This is a genomic window from uncultured Virgibacillus sp. (genome assembly GCF_947495635.1).
GTDB classification, from domain to species: domain Bacteria; phylum Bacillota; class Bacilli; order Bacillales; family Amphibacillaceae; genus Virgibacillus; species Virgibacillus salarius.
On sequence record NZ_CANMAB010000042.1, the window covers coordinates 1 to 18,424 of the forward strand.

Consider the following 18,424-nt stretch of genomic DNA (forward strand, 5'->3'; position numbering starts at 1 on the left):
CAATATACATCAAACATTTCAAAATAACTACTTGGCTTAACGCAGTCATTGCACTGAATTTATACTTTCTTAACTTAGAACAAAAACACAAGAGCCCGATTGGAAACGTAGCGACTGGAGCGAGTCAGCGGAAATATAGGAACTACGGTTTGCTTACGGGCCGATGTCGACTTAGCTTAGGGCGATTCGTGAAGTCGCCTCGTTTCTCGGCGCTGGAGCTGGACGCAGCTCAACCCGACACCATATTTATACAAATGGGCAAATTTTATTATTTTCTAAAAGAGTGAAGCGTTTGAACTGCTCCCCTTAAGTTAGACAGATTAACAAATAAAAATCTGTTTTACCTAGGGGGAATTTTTTATGTCCAAGAGATCTCATTCGAGTGAATTTAATTTGAAGTAATAATGTCAACAATAATGAAGGTGATACAAAGAAGGATGTTCAAATATCAAATAAATAATACAACCCTTTCTAAATGGATGGACATTTGAAACGGACGGAATAAGTGGGTTAAAGGAAGCAGCTGTATTTGATTAGTTGTCAGGAGACTATTCTTATAAAGAAGTTCCAATGGAATCATTTTGGGGGACTCTCAAATGTGAGAAGTACTATTTACATAGGTATGAAAGATATCAAGAAAGATTATACGGCCCTAGCCCTGTTGAATATAGAGCTAAAGCCGCTTAAATCCATTTTTATAATTTCCAATGTCTACTTGACAGGGTCAATTCAGCTTCATACTTCTTTTTCATTCCCTTTTGTATTGTTATTTCGCTGCGTTTCTAACTTGGCTTGAATCTTTGCTTTTTCTTTATTAGGTGGTGTCAGACTTACTATTGTATCCCCTACTGCTGGAACAGTTCGCATTTCTTCGGAATAAAATTTCAATTGACCTGAAGGCTTAATTAGATAAAGAAAAGCAGTAGATTCATCTTTGTCAGCTACATATTGCTTATAGTTATATTGTGAAGTTAACGTAGTTTGTCTGAACACATAATGATTATTCAGCTTTTCCAACAAATCTTCCATCGTAAATTTCTTATCAAATAAAATCCGTCCTCCAACTTTAGATACAACCTCTGTTGTATCACCTTTTATTTGATCAAGTGGACTAACTTTAAAGACATTAGTTCTACCATATTCGGGCATAAATGTTGTACATACAAGGGAATTAAAAGCATGATCATCTGTTATAGCTAGCAAATATTCATATGGAATTGTATCCAGGTTATATTCCGACTGCTCAGAGAGTATATTTCCATGATAAAAATTAATACCTGCCTCACGAACTGGCCTTAATCTTTCCCATGAAGAGTCAACAATTATTACTGGAAAATTAGCCTTTGCCAGTGATTTAGCTAATTCAACTGTAAAGCGATTAGCTCCATTAATTAACGCTCCTGGTCTTCCTTCCATAGATAAATGTAATTTTTTCGCCAACCAACCAATTGAAAATCCATGAGCTACAACCGTAAAAATTACTAGTCCAAAGGTAAGTGTTGTTAGTATTTGTGCATCTTCATAACCTGCTTCGGTCAATACACTAGCAAAATAGCCTGATACGGTCAACGCTACAATTCCTCTTGGTGCAATCCAACCTACTAGAGCTTTCTCATTAAATGATAATCCCGTGCCAATGGTAGAAAGGAAAATCGATAATGGGCGAACAATGAACATCATTAATAATACATAGCCAATAATGTTGGGACTAAATATTTGCAGTAGGGTTTCTAATTGCAAGGATGCGGTTAGCATAATAAATATCGTTGAAATGAGTAAAATTGAAATGTTTTCTTTGAAATGACGCATGTCAGAAATAGAGCTTATCCCCATATTGGCAAGTGTAATTCCCATAGCTGTTACTGACAATAATCCTGTTTCGTGCATAATTTCATCTGCACCGGTAAAACAAACAATAACAACAATGACAACTGCTGGAGATTTTAAGAATTCTGGAATATGGCCTGTTTCAAACATCCAGCCAATTCCTTTACCACATGCCCAGCCAAATATTGCCGCAAAAATAGATGCTGCAAAAAATAGTGTTAACTTTGCTCCATCCGGATCATTTGCTGTTAAAAAGGTAATAATCTCAAAAGCGAACACTGCTAAAAGTGCACCAATTGGATCAACGATTATTCCTTCCCATTTTAGGATTTTAGCTGGTCTAGGCTTTAGCTTTGATTGCCGTAATAATGGCATTATTACAGTTGGTCCAGTAACAATAAATAGGCCACCAATTACAAAAGCAACGGTCCAAGACAAACCTGCAATATAGTGAGCAGTTAGTGAGCCGAGAATCCAGGCTATAAATGCACCAACAGTGGAGATTCGGAAAACAGGCTTGCCTAGTCCCCTGAGCTCCTTAAAGCTGAGATTTAAGCTGCCCTCAAATAAAATAATGGCTACTGCTACAGATATAATTGGGCTATATAAACTGCCAAAGTCTTCCTCAGGGTTCATTAAACCAAAAACTGGTCCTGCCAACAGTCCAGTGATCGACATAACAACAATAGCCGGCATACGGTAACGCCAAGCGATCCATTGGGACCCGATCCCTAAGAAGCCTATTAGCATGATTTCAAATAATAAAGACGGAACCATGTGATACCCCCTATTTAAAATTTCAACGAAACTACTTCCTTATGTAACATTGCAATCAATCCTACAGAAAGTAAAACGTCGGATAGCCATATAAAAGGAAATAACACATTCCTTTGTAATGGCAAATTATAGATAAGATAAAAACATTTTAAATGTGAAAGGAAAGAATGTAAACAATTTTAATTCAGGCAAATATAAATCATACTATTATCAACATTTACTTTTCTCTCCTTTTCCATTGACAATCTTAACCTGTTACTGTTAAGATGATGTCTGCTTTGCGTTATTTTCTGAAAAAAATTAATTCAAAGAATCGCCCTTTATTTTCAGATTATATTGAAAAAATAGATATTACTCTTCTTTCTTTAGTATTTGATAATACAGGAATGTTCATTCCATTTCGTTTTAATTTAAGGAGTGCTATACAACTGTATTCAATAAACAATCTCAACAGGAAATCATATAGAAGGGATACACGTATGATGAATAAAGATACATTCATAATCGGCTTTATGTTATTTGCTTTATTTTTTGGTGCTGGAAATCTCATATATCCTCCTGTACTTGGACTCCATTCAGGATCGTCTTTTATTACTGCTATTGCAGGCTTTGTGATAACTGGTATAGGTTTACCTATTTTAGCAGTTACTGCTATTTCGTTCGTAAAAAAAGATGCCAGAGAAATAGCAAATCGAGTCCACCCTCTATTTGGCATTCTATTTACAACAGCTGTGTATTTAGCAATTGGACCATTTTTTGGAATACCTCGTGCAGCTACAGTTGGCTACGAGATGAGCATCGAACCCTTTCTTAATAACGTATCACCTTATACGTTATTGCTGTTCACAAGTGTATTTTTTATTTTCGTCTTTTTTATCAGTTTAAATCCTTCAAAAATGGTAGATCGAATTGGACAGTATTTAACACCTATACTATTGCTGTCTATTACAGCATTAGTAATTGGCGCTATTATCTTATTTGACCAGCCAGCTACAGCACCTACCAGTGATTATGCTAGTAGTCCTTTTTTTAAAGGCTTTGTCGAAGGCTATTTAACTATGGATGCTATTGCAGCTCTAGCCTTTGGAATTATTGTGGTAAATGCCTTTAAAGAAAGGGGTGTTTCCACACAGAAAGGGCTTATTACTGCAACATTGAAGGCTGGATTGGTCGCTGGAGTAGGTCTGATCACTGTCTATACCTCTATCGGCTGGATTGGTACAAAGGTGGCAGGATCAGCTAGCTTCAGTAATGGCGGAGAGATACTCTCACATGCTGCAACTTCAATCTTTGGAACATTTGGAACACTGCTGCTAGGAATTATTGTTACGTTAGCCTGTTTTACCACTTCTGTCGGTTTAGTAGTTGCTTGTGCGCAATTTTTTTCAAAATTGGTGCCAATCTCTTATTCCTTGATTGCTTTTATAATTACTTTCTCTAGTTTTGTTATTGCTAATCAGGGTTTAGATGCAATCATTAGTTTTTCTGTTCCCGTACTTGTATTCTTATATCCAATAGCTATTGTACTTATTATGCTAACCTTTCTACGGTCATTATTTCAGAATAGGCCGGAGGTCTACCGTGGGGCAATTCTATTTACCGCAGTCATAAGCTTAAATGATGGGATTACGTCCTATGGTATTGATATTCCAACTGTCACGAACTATGTAATGAAAATTCCTTTATTTGATATTGGTTTGGGCTGGCTACTACCAGCTATTATTGGAGGATGTATCGGATTTCTAGTTTCAAAGCTTAGACCCCAAAAGACTTAACTATTACTTTAGGCTAGTGTATTCCAGTAAAGCTGTGAGATATTGCTGAATTAGCCAATACCGTCCGTACATTAAACGATAAGCTCATGAAAGCTAAAAATCATATCAACTTATAAAAATGAAACTTCAATCAGTGGGGTCTTACTACCAGTTATGTGTGTGGTAAAATTATAGAATATTTGTATATGCAGGAGCTGTATCTTTACAGCTTCTTTTTTTCTTCTATAACCAACTACAGAAAGAATATGTTAGGATGGTACATGTAAAAGGAGGAAATACATCATGGGAATGAAGGAAGAAAAACTACTTCAAACGTATTTCGGTTATGAAACCTTCCGTCCAGGGCAGAAGGAAACCATTGATTACATCTTAGCTAAAAAGAATATTCTCGCTGTCATGCCTACTGGTGGGGGAAAGTCCATATGCTATCAAATACCCGGCTTAGCATTGCCAGGCACTGCAATTATCGTATCTCCTCTTATTTCTTTAATGAAGGACCAAGTAGATGCATTACAGTCTTTAGGAATTGCTTCTACTTATATTAATAGCTCATTAACTGCAGGTGAACAACAGCATAGGCTAAAGGATATTGCATTAGGAAGATATAAATTTGTTTATGTAGCACCCGAACGATTTGATTCAGGAAATTTCTTGAATGTACTTAAGCAAATAAATATATCATTAATTGCCTTTGATGAGGCACATTGTATTTCCCAATGGGGTCACGATTTCCGACCGAGCTATCGATCAATCATTCCACAATTAAAGCAATTACATCATGCTCCAATTATAATGGCGTTAACGGCAACAGCAACAGAAGAAGTCATATTCGATATCCAGCAGTTATTACACATAAATCATGTAGTAAATACAGGCTTCGAAAGAGATAATTTATCCTTTCACGTCATTAAAGGAAAGAATAAATCCTCCTATATCCGCTCTTTTTTACAGGAAAGAGGCACTGAATCAGGAATTATTTATACAGCAACAAGAAAACAGGCAGACAGTCTTTATGATCAGCTAGAAAGACGCGGTTATTCGATTGCTAAATATCATGCAGGTCTTTCAGAACAAGAACGACAACATGCGCAATCTGCATTTATTCATGATGAAAAACAGCTTATGGTTGCAACAAATGCATTTGGTATGGGGATTGATAAATCTAATGTTCGTTTTGTCATTCACTATGCTATGCCAATGAATATTGAATCGTACTACCAAGAAGCTGGGAGAGCTGGAAGAGATGGGGAGCCAAGTGATTGCATATTATTATTCTCAGCACAGGATATACAGCTACAGAAATTTCTTATTGAACAATCCTTAATGGATGATGCCGCAAAGCAAGGGGAATATCGTAAACTGCAGTCCATGATTAACTATTGTCATACCCATGGATGTTTAACTACGTTTATCTTAAATTATTTTCATCAAGAGGATAACAATGAATTATGCGGTCGCTGTAGCAACTGCATCCAACGTCAGGAAAAAATAGATATTACAGAGGAAGCGCAGAAAATACTTTCTTGTGTAAAACGGATGGGAGAAAGATTTGGAGTTGGGATGACAGCGAAGGTACTTAAAGGATCGAAAGACAAAAAGCTAAAAGAGTTTCGGCTCCATACATTATCTACATACGGAATCCTCTCAGCTTTTACCGAAAAAGAATTAACTGAATGGATACATTTCTTGGTAGCAGAACAATTATTAGCTACGGAGGAAGGGAGATTTCCAATTCTAAAGTTAAATCATCAATCTGTTGAAGTGTTAAAAGGAAGAAAGTCTGTATACATGTTTACGATGCCGATCCCGATAAATGAGCAGACTGATTACCATAAAGATTTATTTACGGCATTGCGTAACTTAAGAAAGCAGTTGGCTGATGAAAAAGGGGTTCCACCTTATGTTTTATTTTCTGATGCAACCTTAAAGGAATTAAGCAGATATTTTCCGGTTACCAAAGAAGATATGCTAGAAATTAAAGGGGTAGGTGAGAAGAAATACGACCAATTTGGTGAAGCATTTTTAAACGTTCTAAAAGAATGGCGATCACAGAATCCTGATGTAAAAAACATCATTCGCATAAATGATCCTGTTCATCCAAAACCTAAAAAAAATAACCCTGAAACAGACGAGAATCCAAGTCATGTTATAAGCTATAAAATGTTCCAATCTGGCAAATCTATTAAAGATATAGCTGTTATACGTGATATATCCCATCAGACGGTAGAAAATCACTTATTTAAAGCCTTTAAAGACGGATATCCGATCGCTTGGGAAATATTTTTTACATCGAAGGAAGAGGAAGCCATCTTACAAGCTAGAGAACAACTTGATGACATCAAGTTAAAGTCTCTTAAAGAGGCACTACCGACGGAATATGATTACACAAAGATAAAAGCTGTACTGACAAAACATAGCTTCATCTAATCGGATATTGGGTAAAAAAAGATGGTCCTTGCCAGACTTGACGACGAGTACCAGTGTAATGTCCTAGTGAGTAAAGACCCAAATCTCCTATAGCGTAACAATTGATCCTAGATTCCCGAACGAAGCGATTTCCATGAGGAAACCTACGCATTCAACCACGGAAACGAAAGTCCTTCACCTTCGGACAAGAAGACCCTTGGATCCGTATAAACGGAAGCAGTCAGCTCTCTATTTCGAGCTGACTGCTTCCGTTGTTCACCTTTTATCCCGCATATAACTGGCAGTAAGATCACCCACTTCAAGCAATAAAAAGAAAGCAATATATATAAGTGGGGGATCGACTGCCAGTAAATGTCCGATTGGTTCCAGGGCCTTTAGGTCATACTCTTGTGGTACTAACAATCAGTCGGGGATAAATCATACCCCCAACTGATTGTTGTTTTACTTTATATCTAATGCCCAAGTTCCATTACGGAAAATAGCTTCTGTTGTTCCATCTTCAAATACACCGTCTATATCCAATTGCTCTGAACCAATCATGAAATCGACATGATTTAAACTATCATTCACTCCATGCTTATCTAGCTCCTCTTCGTTCATTGCAGCTCCACCCTCTACATTTGTAGGATATGCCTTACCAAGCGCAATATGACAAGAGGCATTCTCATCAAACAACGTATTATAGAAGATTAAACCAGATTGAGAAACTGGTGATTCATGAGGTACTAATGCTACTTCACCAAGGCGCTTAGAACCGTCATCTGTTTCTAATAAATGCTTTAAGGTATTCTCCCCTTGTTCAGCTTGATAATCAACCACTTTTCCATCTTTAAACGTTAGACTAAAATTATCGATTAAGCTACCACCATAATTAAGCGGTTTTGTACTGGCTACTGTACCATTCACACCATATTTGTGGGGCATAGAAAACACTTCTTCTGTTGGCATATTCGGATTAAAGGTCGTGCCACTCGACGTTTTTGCAGAACCCCCCTTCCAAATATGTCCTTTAGGAAGTTCCATCTCTAAGTTTGTTCCTGGCGCAGTAAATACTAGCTTCTTATAATTTTTCTTGTTTAAGATTTCACGAGCAGTTCGGAGTGTTTCGTTATGTACATCCCAAGCTGCTATCGGATCATCTTGATCAACCCTTACTATTTTTACAATTGCGTCCCAAAGGCTTTCAATGGCATCTTCTCTTGATTTTTCTGGGAAAATCTTTTGTGCCCAATCTCCTGTTGGAATAGAAATAATTGACCACGGAATGATATCATTCATGGTATACTTCCGAAGGTGCTTCATCGCCTCGCCAGCTGCTTTATTTGCTTTTGCTACACGGGAAGGATCAATATCCTTTAATAAATCAGGATTCGTTGAACGAATATTTAATATTGCCGCTCCATCCTCAACATAGCTTTTTTGTAGCTCCACTTTCCACTCAGGAAAACTAGCAATAACTTCATCTGGAGCGTTTTCATATTTTAACAATGTAAGCTCATCATCCACCCAATTAATATGTACGTCCTTTGCTCCTAACTCATACGCTTTACGTACAACGATTCTTGTAAAATCTGCACCCTCAATTGGCGCATTAACCATTAATGCCTGATCCTTCTGTATATTCACACCAGTGCGTAATGCTAACTCTGCATATTTTTCTTGTGTACGTTGACTAACCATCTCTTTACCTCCAAATTAAATTATTTCGTATACCGTTATTATTTCATAAATTCAATAAAATTACCAAATAACTTTTTATAATTAGAATAAATTGGAAAATATTTGTTATTATCCCCCTTATCTATTTACGACATATCGAGATTATGTTATCCTAAAAATAGGTTACTTTTCGTAATAACTGTAGAATTTGCTAATAGATATATGATACCGATTGAGGTGATGATCATGGAGAACCTTTGTCCACGTTTCGAAAAAGCTATGGGACTTCTTAGCACACGCTGGGTAGGGCTTATACTTTTTGAACTATTAAAAGGTACAAAACGTTTCTCTGAAATGGAAGCTGATTTGCCTATCAGCGGGCGGTTGCTCTCTGATCGACTTAAAATGCTAGAAAAAGAAGGAATCGTTACAAGAGATATTTATTCGGAGTTTCCTGTTCGTATTGAATATTCTCTTTCCGAAAAAGGAAAAGCATTAGAACCAGTTATTAAAGAAATTCAATGTTGGGCAGATCATCATATTTCATTAGAAGAAATAGATGAAGAGTGAAATGAGACTGAGACAAAAGAATGAAGAAACAATAAAAAACGAACGATGATAAGTTAAAATTAATTATCGTTCGTTTTTTGCACGGAATCATTCATTTAGTACCTGAAACAAGCGAGACTCCGGCGGAAACAGCACGAGACCGAAGTTCCACTTGGTAACGTGTTTTTCTTTACCGAGTTAGCTGTGGCCGTTCCCGCGGAAAGCGAAGTAATTAGTCGGAGCATTGCCAATATACATCTAACATTCAAAATAACTACTTGGCTTAACGCAGTCATTGCACTGATTTTATACTTTCTTAACTGACGAGAAAATTAACAGACCAAATTGCACAATGCAATTTGGTCTGTTTTGAACTATTCTGTATTACCTGTTTGTTCTCTTCCCCAATACTCGATTCCTTCTTGATTATCTAGAGTATCTCGGTAAAATACTGGATCCTTACCTTCTTTACGCTGTCTTCGATAATCCTGGAGTACTTTATTAGCAATTTTAAATAGCTTCGATATCGCATAGAGATTGATCAATGCCATAATAGCCATTGTCAAGTCAGCTAAAGACCAAACAAAATCAAAGGATGCTACTGCTCCAAAATAAACCATCGCTAATGCTGCAATCCGATAAAGGAACAGTCCTGTTTTACTATTCTTTATATATGCAATATTATTTTCACCATAGTAATAGTTGCCTAAAATAGAGCTGTAGGCAAATAGTAAAATGGCAATTGCAATGAAGCCGCTCGCCCAGTCTCCAATATGAAAAGCAAAAGCATTTTGTGTTAATTGGATTCCATCTGCCTTACTACCCTCATATCCACCTGCAGTGATTAAAATAAATGCCGTAGCACTACAAATTAATAACGTATCAAAGAAAACACCTAAGGCTTGAATAAACCCTTGCTTGGCTGGATGTGATACTTCTGCTGTTGCTGCAGCATTTGGTGCACTACCCATACCAGCTTCATTGGAAAATAAGCCTCGCTTAATTCCCCACATAATTGCCAAGCCAAAGCCTCCACCGGCTACTTGCCGAATACCGAATGCGTTCGTAATTATAATCGATAACATATCTGGAATTGCAGTAAAGTTTACAAGTAAAATATACAACGATAAGATAATATATAAAATGGCCATAATCGGTACGATAATCTGTGTAACGTTTGCAATACTTTTTAAACCACCAAAAATAACAATTGCAGTAAAAACAAATAACAACAAAGCAATCAAGTGTTGATTAATATCAAACTGTCCTTTAAAGGCTAAACTAATTGTATTCGATTGCACAGAGTTAAATACGAGACCATATGTAAAGGTGATCGTTATTGCAAAAATAATTGCCAGCCACCGTTTTTTTAATCCCTTTTCCATATAGTAAGCTGGCCCTCCACGGTATTGATTCTTATCCGGTACTTTATACACCTGTGCAAGTGTACTTTCTACGAAGCCAGATGCTGATCCAAGTAATGCAATTAGCCACATCCAGAATACGGCACCAGGGCCACCTGCTGCTATGGCTGAAGCCACTCCAGCCATATTTCCAGTACCTACTCTAGAGGCAGCACTTATTGCAAAAGCCTGGAATGAAGAGGTACCTTTCTTACCACTCGCGCTAATTGTTCGTTTATCGAACAATACTCGAAACATCTCTGGAAGATATTTAAATTGTACAAATCCCGTCTTAAACGTAAACCACAGCCCCAGTCCAATTAAGACAATAATCAATACATACGTCCATAAGATGTTATTGGCTTCGCTAATTAGATTTTTTAAAATCTCCATCCTGTAAACTTCCTCCTTTTACACTATCCACATTTTCTTAGCTCATATCGTTATACTTATGTGTGTGTTATTCGTTATTACCCTAAATATTGTATACTAAATCTACAATAAAGGAATGAACCACACAAAAAAAGAGAAATCTCTCTTTTTTCTTGTTGAAAAGGAAATTATAAAATTTGCCCTTGTGGATAAATTGGCGCGTGTTGAGCCTCGACCAGCTCCAATGCCCAGAAACGAGGCGACTTCACGAATCGCCCTACGGTAGTAAGTCATCATCTACTCGCAAGCACCCCGTGATTCCTTTAATCTTCGTTGACTCGCTCCAGTCGCTACGCTTCTAATCGGACGCTTGCGCTTTTGTTCTTATGTATTCCCCCTACTTATTCTAAGAAATTCCCCTTTATTTTCCTCGACTATTCCACGGATAATCCGTTCCAAATTCCTGTGCAAATTCTTTCGATTGTTTACGACGCTCAATCCTTTGTTTAGCTCTGACGGCAGCTAGCTCATGAAGTTTTTTCTCATGATCTGTCTCAGGTACAACTTCAGGGACTGGACTTGGTTTGCCGTCTTCATCAACAGCAACAAAGGTCAAAAAGGCCGTAGCACAAACACGTCTTTCTCCAGTTCGTAAATCTTCAGTAACTGCTTTAACGAAAACTTCCATTGATGTTTTATGCGTCCAGGTTACAAATGCCTCAATACATATCGAATGACCTTCTTTAACAGGAGCAAGGAAATCAACAGAATCTGTAGAGGCAGTTACTACAGGCTTACGTGCATGACGTGATGCAGCTATTGCAGCCACATCATCAATATGGGCCATTAACTTGCCTCCAAACAATGTCCCATATGAATTTGTATCAGGGGGCAATACATGAGACGTTTTAACAGCTAATGATGTCGAGCATGTTTTCTTTTCCATTTTAACTTTTCTCCTTTCAAACTTGTTATAATACTGGTGATATTAATCGGGAGATAGATTCTTTAAACCGTATGCCTAATGATCGTTTACTATATAACTTCTTGGTCATTTGTGTAGATAGCACAATATCTTCCTTAAAAGCCTCAACCAACCGCTTCGTTAACTCTTTATCATAAAGAAATGCATTTACTTCAAAGTTCAAACGAAAGCTTCTGACATCGATATTAGCAGTTCCCACCGATGCAATTTTTCCATCCACTACGATTGTTTTAGCATGAAGAAATCCATTCTGATAAATATACACCTCTGCACCTGCATCTAATAAATCACCGACATAGGATAATGTTGCCCAATAAACAAACGGATGATCCGGTTTATTTGGAATCATAATCTTTACGTCTACCCCCGATAAAGCAGCAATTCTAAGAACATCCCGTAAACTTTCATCAGGAATAAAGTAAGGTGTTTGGATATAAATATAATCCTTGGCAGACATAATCATTTTAATGTATCCATTTTTTATCTGCTCCCAATCTGAATCTGGTCCACTCGAAACGATTTGCACACCCACATCACCAGCTGGAACAGCGTTGTAATAACGATCTTCATATAAGATATCATTCCTAGAAGCTTGGTTCCAATCCAAAATAAAGCGAGTTTGCATATGCAGAACCGCATCACCATAAATACGCAAATGTGTATCGCGCCAATTTCCAAATTTCTTATCCTGCCCAAGATACTCATCACCAATATTAAAACCACCAATATATCCCACCTTACCATCTATAATGCCTAATTTTCGATGGTTACGATAATTAATTTTGAAATTGATTTTCGGAATCTTTGGCGGAAAAAACGCCTCCACTTCTACGCCAGCTCTGCGTAATCGTCTAATATACTTTCTTCGTAATGAACGGGAACCCATATCATCATAAAGTACACGAACCTCTATACCTTCATTAGCCTTCTTAATAAGAATGTCAGCAATACGCTTACCTAGTTGATCATCACGAATGATGTAATAAAGCAAATGTATATGATCCGTAGCTTTTTCCAGATCAGCAATGAGGGATTCAAACTTTTCTGTTCCATCCGTAAAAATGGTCACTTTATTATCTTGTGTAAAGATGGCATCATCATTACGTAAATGTAAATAATATAAATCCTCATACTCTGCTATCTCTTTATGTTTGAATGCAAACGTACCGTTTTCAATTGCACGAAGCTGGGATTGTACAGCTGTTTTTACACCAAGTCTACTCTTTGTATCCCAAGTAAATATCCTTCGTTTACTAATCGGCTTACCAAAGATTAAGTATAAAAAGAAACCTGCAATTGGAATAAACAATAATACCATTAACCACGCCCATGTAGCACTAGCATCCTTTCGTTCCAAAAAGATAATAGAAACACCTAAGGCAATATTAAAAATTAAAATAAATCCTAATAAGTATGACAGTATTTCCATAGTCTGACAAATCCCCCCTTACATGAAAATTGTTTTAGTTCGTGCCATGTCTTATCCAGTAACAATTTTCTATTATCCTCCCCAAACTAGACTGTTCCTATTTTTAAGGGTGAGGACATCAAATTACGCTAAAGTAGAAAGAGTATATATCCATCACCTCTACAATCAATAATATAGCATACATTTTAATTTGTCGTTAGCTTAGCAGAATGCAAGCGCTACCTATTATTTATAGAATAAATGATATTAGCTTATTGTATTAAATTTTATCCTTTTTATGTACCTTGATGCTGTTATAAAGCACTTCATATGAAAGAAAACCATAACCTTTCTACGTATCAAATCGTATTTACGATTCATAAATGTGGTACTGACATCATGAATGAACATTATATATGATCTCATTATTAATAACACCAGCGTATCTTATGTTTTTGTATATCTAACAGTCTTTTCGTTAAGGGTTACTTTGAACTGTTTAACCAGGTCAAAAAAAAACCTATACCAGCTACTACTAGCATAAGCGTATTATTTCTTCGCTACTTGTCATCTAGCTTGTTTAATGCTTGCTCCAAATCCTCCCAAATATCTTGCCAAGCCTCTAAACCCACCGATAAACGGATCAGCTGCTCCGTTATTCCCATCATGTCACGCTCAGCTTCTGGCACAACCGCATGTGTCATTGTTGATGGATGTTGTATAAGCGTCTCTGCATCTCCTAAGCTAACTGCAATTTTTAAAAACTCCAAGTTATTTAAGAACTGTTGAACATCGTATTTATCCCCAACTAATTCAAATGATATAACTCCAGCACCACGCTTCATCTGCTTTTGATATATCGCAAAATTTGGATGCTCCCTATCACCTGGATAATAAATAGTTGAAATCCTTGGATGAGTACCTAATTTCTCCACAATCTTTTCTGCATTATCTGAATGTCGATCAAGCCGAATCGGCAGTGTTTTCAAACCCCTTAATAATAGCCAAGCATCAAATGGCGAAAGAACGCCTCCAATATCTTTTTGTGTCGTCATGGCAACACCGTCAAGAAATGAACTTCTTCCTACTACCAAACCACCAATTACATCTCCGTGTCCGCCAATATATTTTGTAGCACTATGAACAACAACATCACAACCAAATTCCAGTGGTCGCTGAATATAAGGGGATGAGAAGGTATTGTCTACAACGACCGGAATATGGTAGCGCTTTGCAACCGTTGCTACCATTTGTAGATCGATCAGCTTCATGGTGGGATTAATTGGTGTTTCAATATAAATACAGGTTGTTTCTGGCCTTAGACAAGCCAAAACCTCTTCCTCACAATTCATTTCTGAGAAATCATGATTAATATGATACTTATCCTTTAACATGGATAACAATCCATACGTACAGCCATAAAGCCCGGAAGAACAAAGAATATGATCATTTGCTTTTGTTAGTGAAATTAATACCGCTGAAACGGCAGCCATTCCAGAGGAAAAAGCCAACCCTCGCTCCCCTCCTTCTAATGCCGCAATCCGCTCTTCCAAAAGCTGTACAGTAGGATTACCTAAACGCGAATATACAAAACCATCCTCTTCCCTTGCAAAACGCCGCTCTCCTTGTTCTGCTGAATCAAATGTAAAAGTAGAGGTTTGAAATAAAGGAGCTGCTAAACTTCCTAACATCTCTTCTGAATGATAACCTTCATGAACAACCTTCGTCTCCAATTGCTTTTCTTTCTTCTTCACATCCATTCCTCCTCACGTAAACTCTTGTAAACTGACCACCTATATATATCCTATTCAAATAAACGCATAAATGAATGCGTTTTCTTTAGAGACGTTATCTTTGCTTTTTTTCTGGAGCAATTCTAAAATAGATTTACTTTATACCGGAAGAAGGGATGAAACCTTATGAACGCTAATCAGGATCGGAACGGTATGATCTACACATCATCAGCATACATATTATGGGGATTTCTACCAATCTATTGGAAGCTTCTTGACCATGTTTCTCCAGGGGAAACATTAGCTCACCGCATTATTTGGTCTTTCGTCTTCACATTTTTACTTGTTCTCATTATGCGTAAATGGTCGGATTTTACGAAGGAATGGAAGGAATTGCTTCATAATAAAAAGAAGCTATTTGGTATTTCTTTGGCTACGCTAGTAATTAGTCTAAATTGGTTAATATTTATTTGGGCCGTTAATAGTAATCATGTTGTTCAAGCAAGTCTGGGCTATTATATTAATCCACTTATAAGCATATTACTAGGAATTATCGTATTAAAAGAAGCCTTTACTTTCCGTCAAACTATTTCATTTATTCTAGCAGGAATCGGTGTGCTTTATTTAACGATAAGCTATGGTGTGTTTCCTTGGGTGTCATTATTACTTGCCATCAGCTTTGGACTGTATGGTTTATTGAAGAAAAAGGTCGATATCGGACCAATGATAGGGTTAACCATTGAAACCATGCTTATTCTCCCCTTCGCAATTATTTACCTAGCCATTTACCCTGATAACGCCTTTCAGCTTCATGAATTCTTTTCATCTACGAACCTATTATTAATGGGTGCAGGTGTTATGACAGCAATTCCCTTGTTACTGTTTGCAAGTGGAGCGAAACGCATTTCTTTAGCAATGGTCGGATTCTTGCAATATATTGCACCAACATTAATGTTATTACTAGGCGTATTTATATATAAAGAAGCCTTTACTTCTGCTCATTTAATTGCTTTCGCGTTCATTTGGATAGCTCTAGTAAACTTTATGCTTACGAGCTACCGAAGACCACTGAGGAAAAAGCATGTATAAAAAGATATAACATGCTCTAGGTTTTCTTACGTTTTGGCGATGGTATTATGCCTGCCTTTTGTTACGATTTAAAACTAGTGGTTGACAAAAGATTATGTACACCTATATAATATTCAATAATTTAGAAAAATACATCTCTTATCAAGAGCGGTGGAGGGAATAGGCCCTGTGAAGCCCAGCAACCAAAAAGCGATGAAATATTGCTTTTTACGGTGCTACATCCTACAGATCCATTTTATGATCTGGAAGATAAGAGGAGGAAAGGTTAAATCCAAGCCCTCTTCTTAGGAAGAGGGCTTTTTCATTTTCCCCCTCTTCCTCCAGACACAAGGATTGCTATTCAGTAACTGGCCACGTCAATACTAGTCGTGGCAATACAGAACTACAAACTATCCTAGGAGGAATGAATAATGGCAAAATTTCACCAGAAACAACCAGATACAGTATTACTACACGGAGGTCAGGTGCCAGACCCAACCACGGGTTCTAGAGCTGTCCCTATTTATCAAACAACATCCTATGTTTTTCGTGACACGGAGCACGCACAGAATCTATTTGGCCTTACCGAACCGGGCAACATTTATACACGGATAGGGAACCCTACCGTAGATGCTTTCGAGCAACGAATTGCCGAATTAGAAGACGGTGTAGCAGCAGTAGCAACAGCATCTGGAATGGCAGCTATTACCTTTGCTATCCTAAATGTTGCTAGTACAGGAGATGAAATTATAGCTGACAGTAATTTATACGGTGGTACTTATAATCTATTTGCAAACACACTTCCTCGCTATGGTATAACGGTTAAATTTGTTAATGGCAAGAACAAGAATGAAGTCGAAGCTGCTATCACAGATAAAACAAAAGCAATCTTCGGTGAAATTATTACGAACCCTAGTCTGCACATCTTTGATGTCGAGACCATTGCTGCTTTAGCTCATTCTTATAATATTCCTTTAATAATTGATAATACATTCGCACCTTATATTGCTAAGCCGATAGCATGGGGAGCAGATGTTGTGGTCCACTCCGCTACAAAATGGATAGGAGGACATGGTACGACCATTGGAGGTGTTGTCGTTGATGGCGGAAGGTTTAATTGGAATAACAGCAAATTCCCTGGCTTTACAGAACCAGATGAGAGCTATAATGGCCTCCGTTTCATTGATGTTGGTCCTGCGGCTTTTGCTACTAAATTAAGGGTACAATTATTGCGTGATATTGGTGCGTGTATTAGCCCGCATAATGCGTTTTTACTATTACAGGGTTTAGAAACCTTGCATCTTCGTATTCCTCAACATAATAAAAATGCACAGATAATTGCCGAATACTTAGCTAAAAATCCTGCGATCGAATGGGTGAACTACCCAGGTTTACAAAGCCATTCATCAAACAAGCGAGCTAAAAAATATTTTAGTGAAGGTGCTGGATCTATCATCACTTTTGGAATTCGAGGGGGGAGAGAAGCTGGACGACAATTAATTGAATGTATTGAATTATGGTCACATGTAGCTAATGTTGGTGATGCAAAATCACTAATTATTCATCCTGCTTCAACAACGCATCAACAACTAACCGTTGAAGAATTAAAAACTAGTGGTGTTACGGAGGAAACAATTCGTCTATCGATTGGTTTGGAGTCTGTTACCGACTTATTATACACCTTAGATGCTGCTATCGCTGAAGCTACTGGCGAAGCAAAAACGATAACAACCAATGATTCCGTCGCTATCAGTTGGCTACTTAGCTCTCCGTTTGATCGTAATAATGGAAATATACGAAAAAAAACCATTGCCGTATACGGCTGGGAAGATGCAGGAGAGAAAGAAAGGGAAAAAGTCAAACAGCTACAATCTATTGGTTTTGAGCTTTATTATATAAGTCATTCAACAACTGAAGAATCTCAGCATGTGTTCAGAGACTTATCAGCTATTCCAACTGAGCTTGATGCTGTATGGTTTCTCCAATCAGACCTCCCATCAGGTGTTATCGAACAAGTTATAAATAAACAAGGAAAAATAGTATGGTTGGAACAGCCTTATCAAAATAGTACTTTAGAATATGCCAAAGCAGCTGGGATCACTGTTATTACCGCAAAAAATCCTTATGACGAGTTTTTAGCATTGCGATCACAAGACGATGCTTCTGACCTCACTCATGTTTGAACGAGCAAACAGTATGCTGGAATCAAACTAATTTTAGAAATTTAGAACTAATTATTTATGTAACAAAACTGTTTCACTTTTAGAAAGGAGGTTTACTTTTACTACCGATTGGAAAAATTATAAATAACCTTCCCTTACTGATCGCCTGTTATTGAAGGCGATCTTATTTTATCCCGTATATAACTGGCAGTAAGATCCCTACTTCAAGCAATAAAGTAAAACCAATATGGGTAAATGTGGGGATCGACTGTCAGTAAA

The 18,424-nt window shown here is 37.3% G+C and carries 12 protein-coding genes and 1 riboswitch; of the genes, 5 read left to right on the forward strand and 7 right to left on the reverse strand.

Annotation, left to right across the window (positions count from 1 at the left end; genetic code table 11):
* Positions 1-735 precede the first annotated feature (735 nt).
* Positions 736-2,604: a sodium:proton antiporter gene (locus Q1A47_RS10690; RefSeq protein ID WP_026682621.1), complete on the reverse strand. Its 1,869-nt coding sequence runs from the start codon at positions 2,602-2,604 to the stop codon at positions 736-738.
* A gap of 479 nt (positions 2,605-3,083) precedes the next feature.
* Here Q1A47_RS10690 and brnQ point away from each other — a divergent pair, with 479 nt between their 5' ends.
* Positions 3,084-4,379, forward strand: a complete 1,296-nt coding sequence (gene brnQ, locus Q1A47_RS10695) for a branched-chain amino acid transport system II carrier protein (protein WP_121603982.1) — start codon at positions 3,084-3,086, stop codon at positions 4,377-4,379.
* 282 nt (positions 4,380-4,661) lie between these two features.
* Positions 4,662-6,806, forward strand: a complete 2,145-nt coding sequence (gene recQ / locus Q1A47_RS10700) for a DNA helicase RecQ (RefSeq protein WP_121603983.1) — start codon at positions 4,662-4,664, stop codon at positions 6,804-6,806.
* A gap of 255 nt (positions 6,807-7,061) precedes the next feature.
* On the opposite strand, the gene Q1A47_RS10705 is transcribed toward recQ, so the two are convergent.
* Positions 7,062-7,208: a hypothetical protein gene (locus Q1A47_RS10705; RefSeq protein WP_205389136.1), complete on the reverse strand. Its 147-nt coding sequence runs from the start codon at positions 7,206-7,208 to the stop codon at positions 7,062-7,064.
* A gap of 39 nt (positions 7,209-7,247) precedes the next feature.
* Positions 7,248-8,486: an aminopeptidase gene (locus Q1A47_RS10710; protein WP_166530470.1), complete on the reverse strand. Its 1,239-nt coding sequence runs from the start codon at positions 8,484-8,486 to the stop codon at positions 7,248-7,250.
* A gap of 225 nt (positions 8,487-8,711) precedes the next feature.
* Here Q1A47_RS10710 and Q1A47_RS10715 point away from each other — a divergent pair, with 225 nt between their 5' ends.
* Positions 8,712-9,035: a helix-turn-helix domain-containing protein gene (locus tag Q1A47_RS10715; RefSeq protein ID WP_026682617.1), complete on the forward strand. Its 324-nt coding sequence runs from the start codon at positions 8,712-8,714 to the stop codon at positions 9,033-9,035.
* A 353-nt stretch (positions 9,036-9,388) separates the two neighbouring features.
* On the opposite strand, the gene Q1A47_RS10720 is transcribed toward Q1A47_RS10715, so the two are convergent.
* The 4 genes from Q1A47_RS10720 to megL all read right to left on the reverse strand — a co-directional run bounded on the left by Q1A47_RS10720 (position 9,389) and on the right by megL (position 14,942).
* Positions 9,389-10,810 (reverse strand): sodium:alanine symporter family protein, encoded by a 1,422-nt coding sequence (locus Q1A47_RS10720; protein WP_026682616.1) that lies wholly within the window; start codon positions 10,808-10,810, stop codon positions 9,389-9,391.
* Between the two features lie 400 nt (positions 10,811-11,210).
* Positions 11,211-11,735: an acyl-CoA thioesterase gene (locus tag Q1A47_RS10725; RefSeq protein WP_026682615.1), complete on the reverse strand. Its 525-nt coding sequence runs from the start codon at positions 11,733-11,735 to the stop codon at positions 11,211-11,213.
* 25 nt (positions 11,736-11,760) lie between these two features.
* Positions 11,761-13,203 carry a cardiolipin synthase gene (cls, locus tag Q1A47_RS10730; RefSeq protein ID WP_026682614.1) on the reverse strand — a complete coding sequence of 481 codons (1,443 nt, stop codon included), beginning with the start codon at positions 13,201-13,203 and terminating at the stop codon, positions 11,761-11,763.
* A gap of 539 nt (positions 13,204-13,742) precedes the next feature.
* Positions 13,743-14,942, reverse strand: a complete 1,200-nt coding sequence (gene megL / locus Q1A47_RS10735; protein WP_166530471.1) for a methionine gamma-lyase — start codon at positions 14,940-14,942, stop codon at positions 13,743-13,745.
* 159 nt (positions 14,943-15,101) lie between these two features.
* Between megL and rarD the strand changes: the two genes are divergently transcribed.
* Together rarD and Q1A47_RS10745 are read left to right on the forward strand one after the other, a co-directional pair.
* Positions 15,102-16,004, forward strand: a complete 903-nt coding sequence (rarD, locus tag Q1A47_RS10740) for an EamA family transporter RarD (protein WP_026682612.1) — start codon at positions 15,102-15,104, stop codon at positions 16,002-16,004.
* A 135-nt stretch (positions 16,005-16,139) separates the two neighbouring features.
* Positions 16,140-16,260, forward strand: a riboswitch (SAM riboswitch).
* 154 nt (positions 16,261-16,414) lie between these two features.
* Positions 16,415-18,166, forward strand: coding sequence for a PLP-dependent aspartate aminotransferase family protein (locus tag Q1A47_RS10745; protein ID WP_026682611.1), 1,752 nt, complete (start codon positions 16,415-16,417; stop codon positions 18,164-18,166).
* Positions 18,167-18,424: the final 258 nt, after the last annotated feature.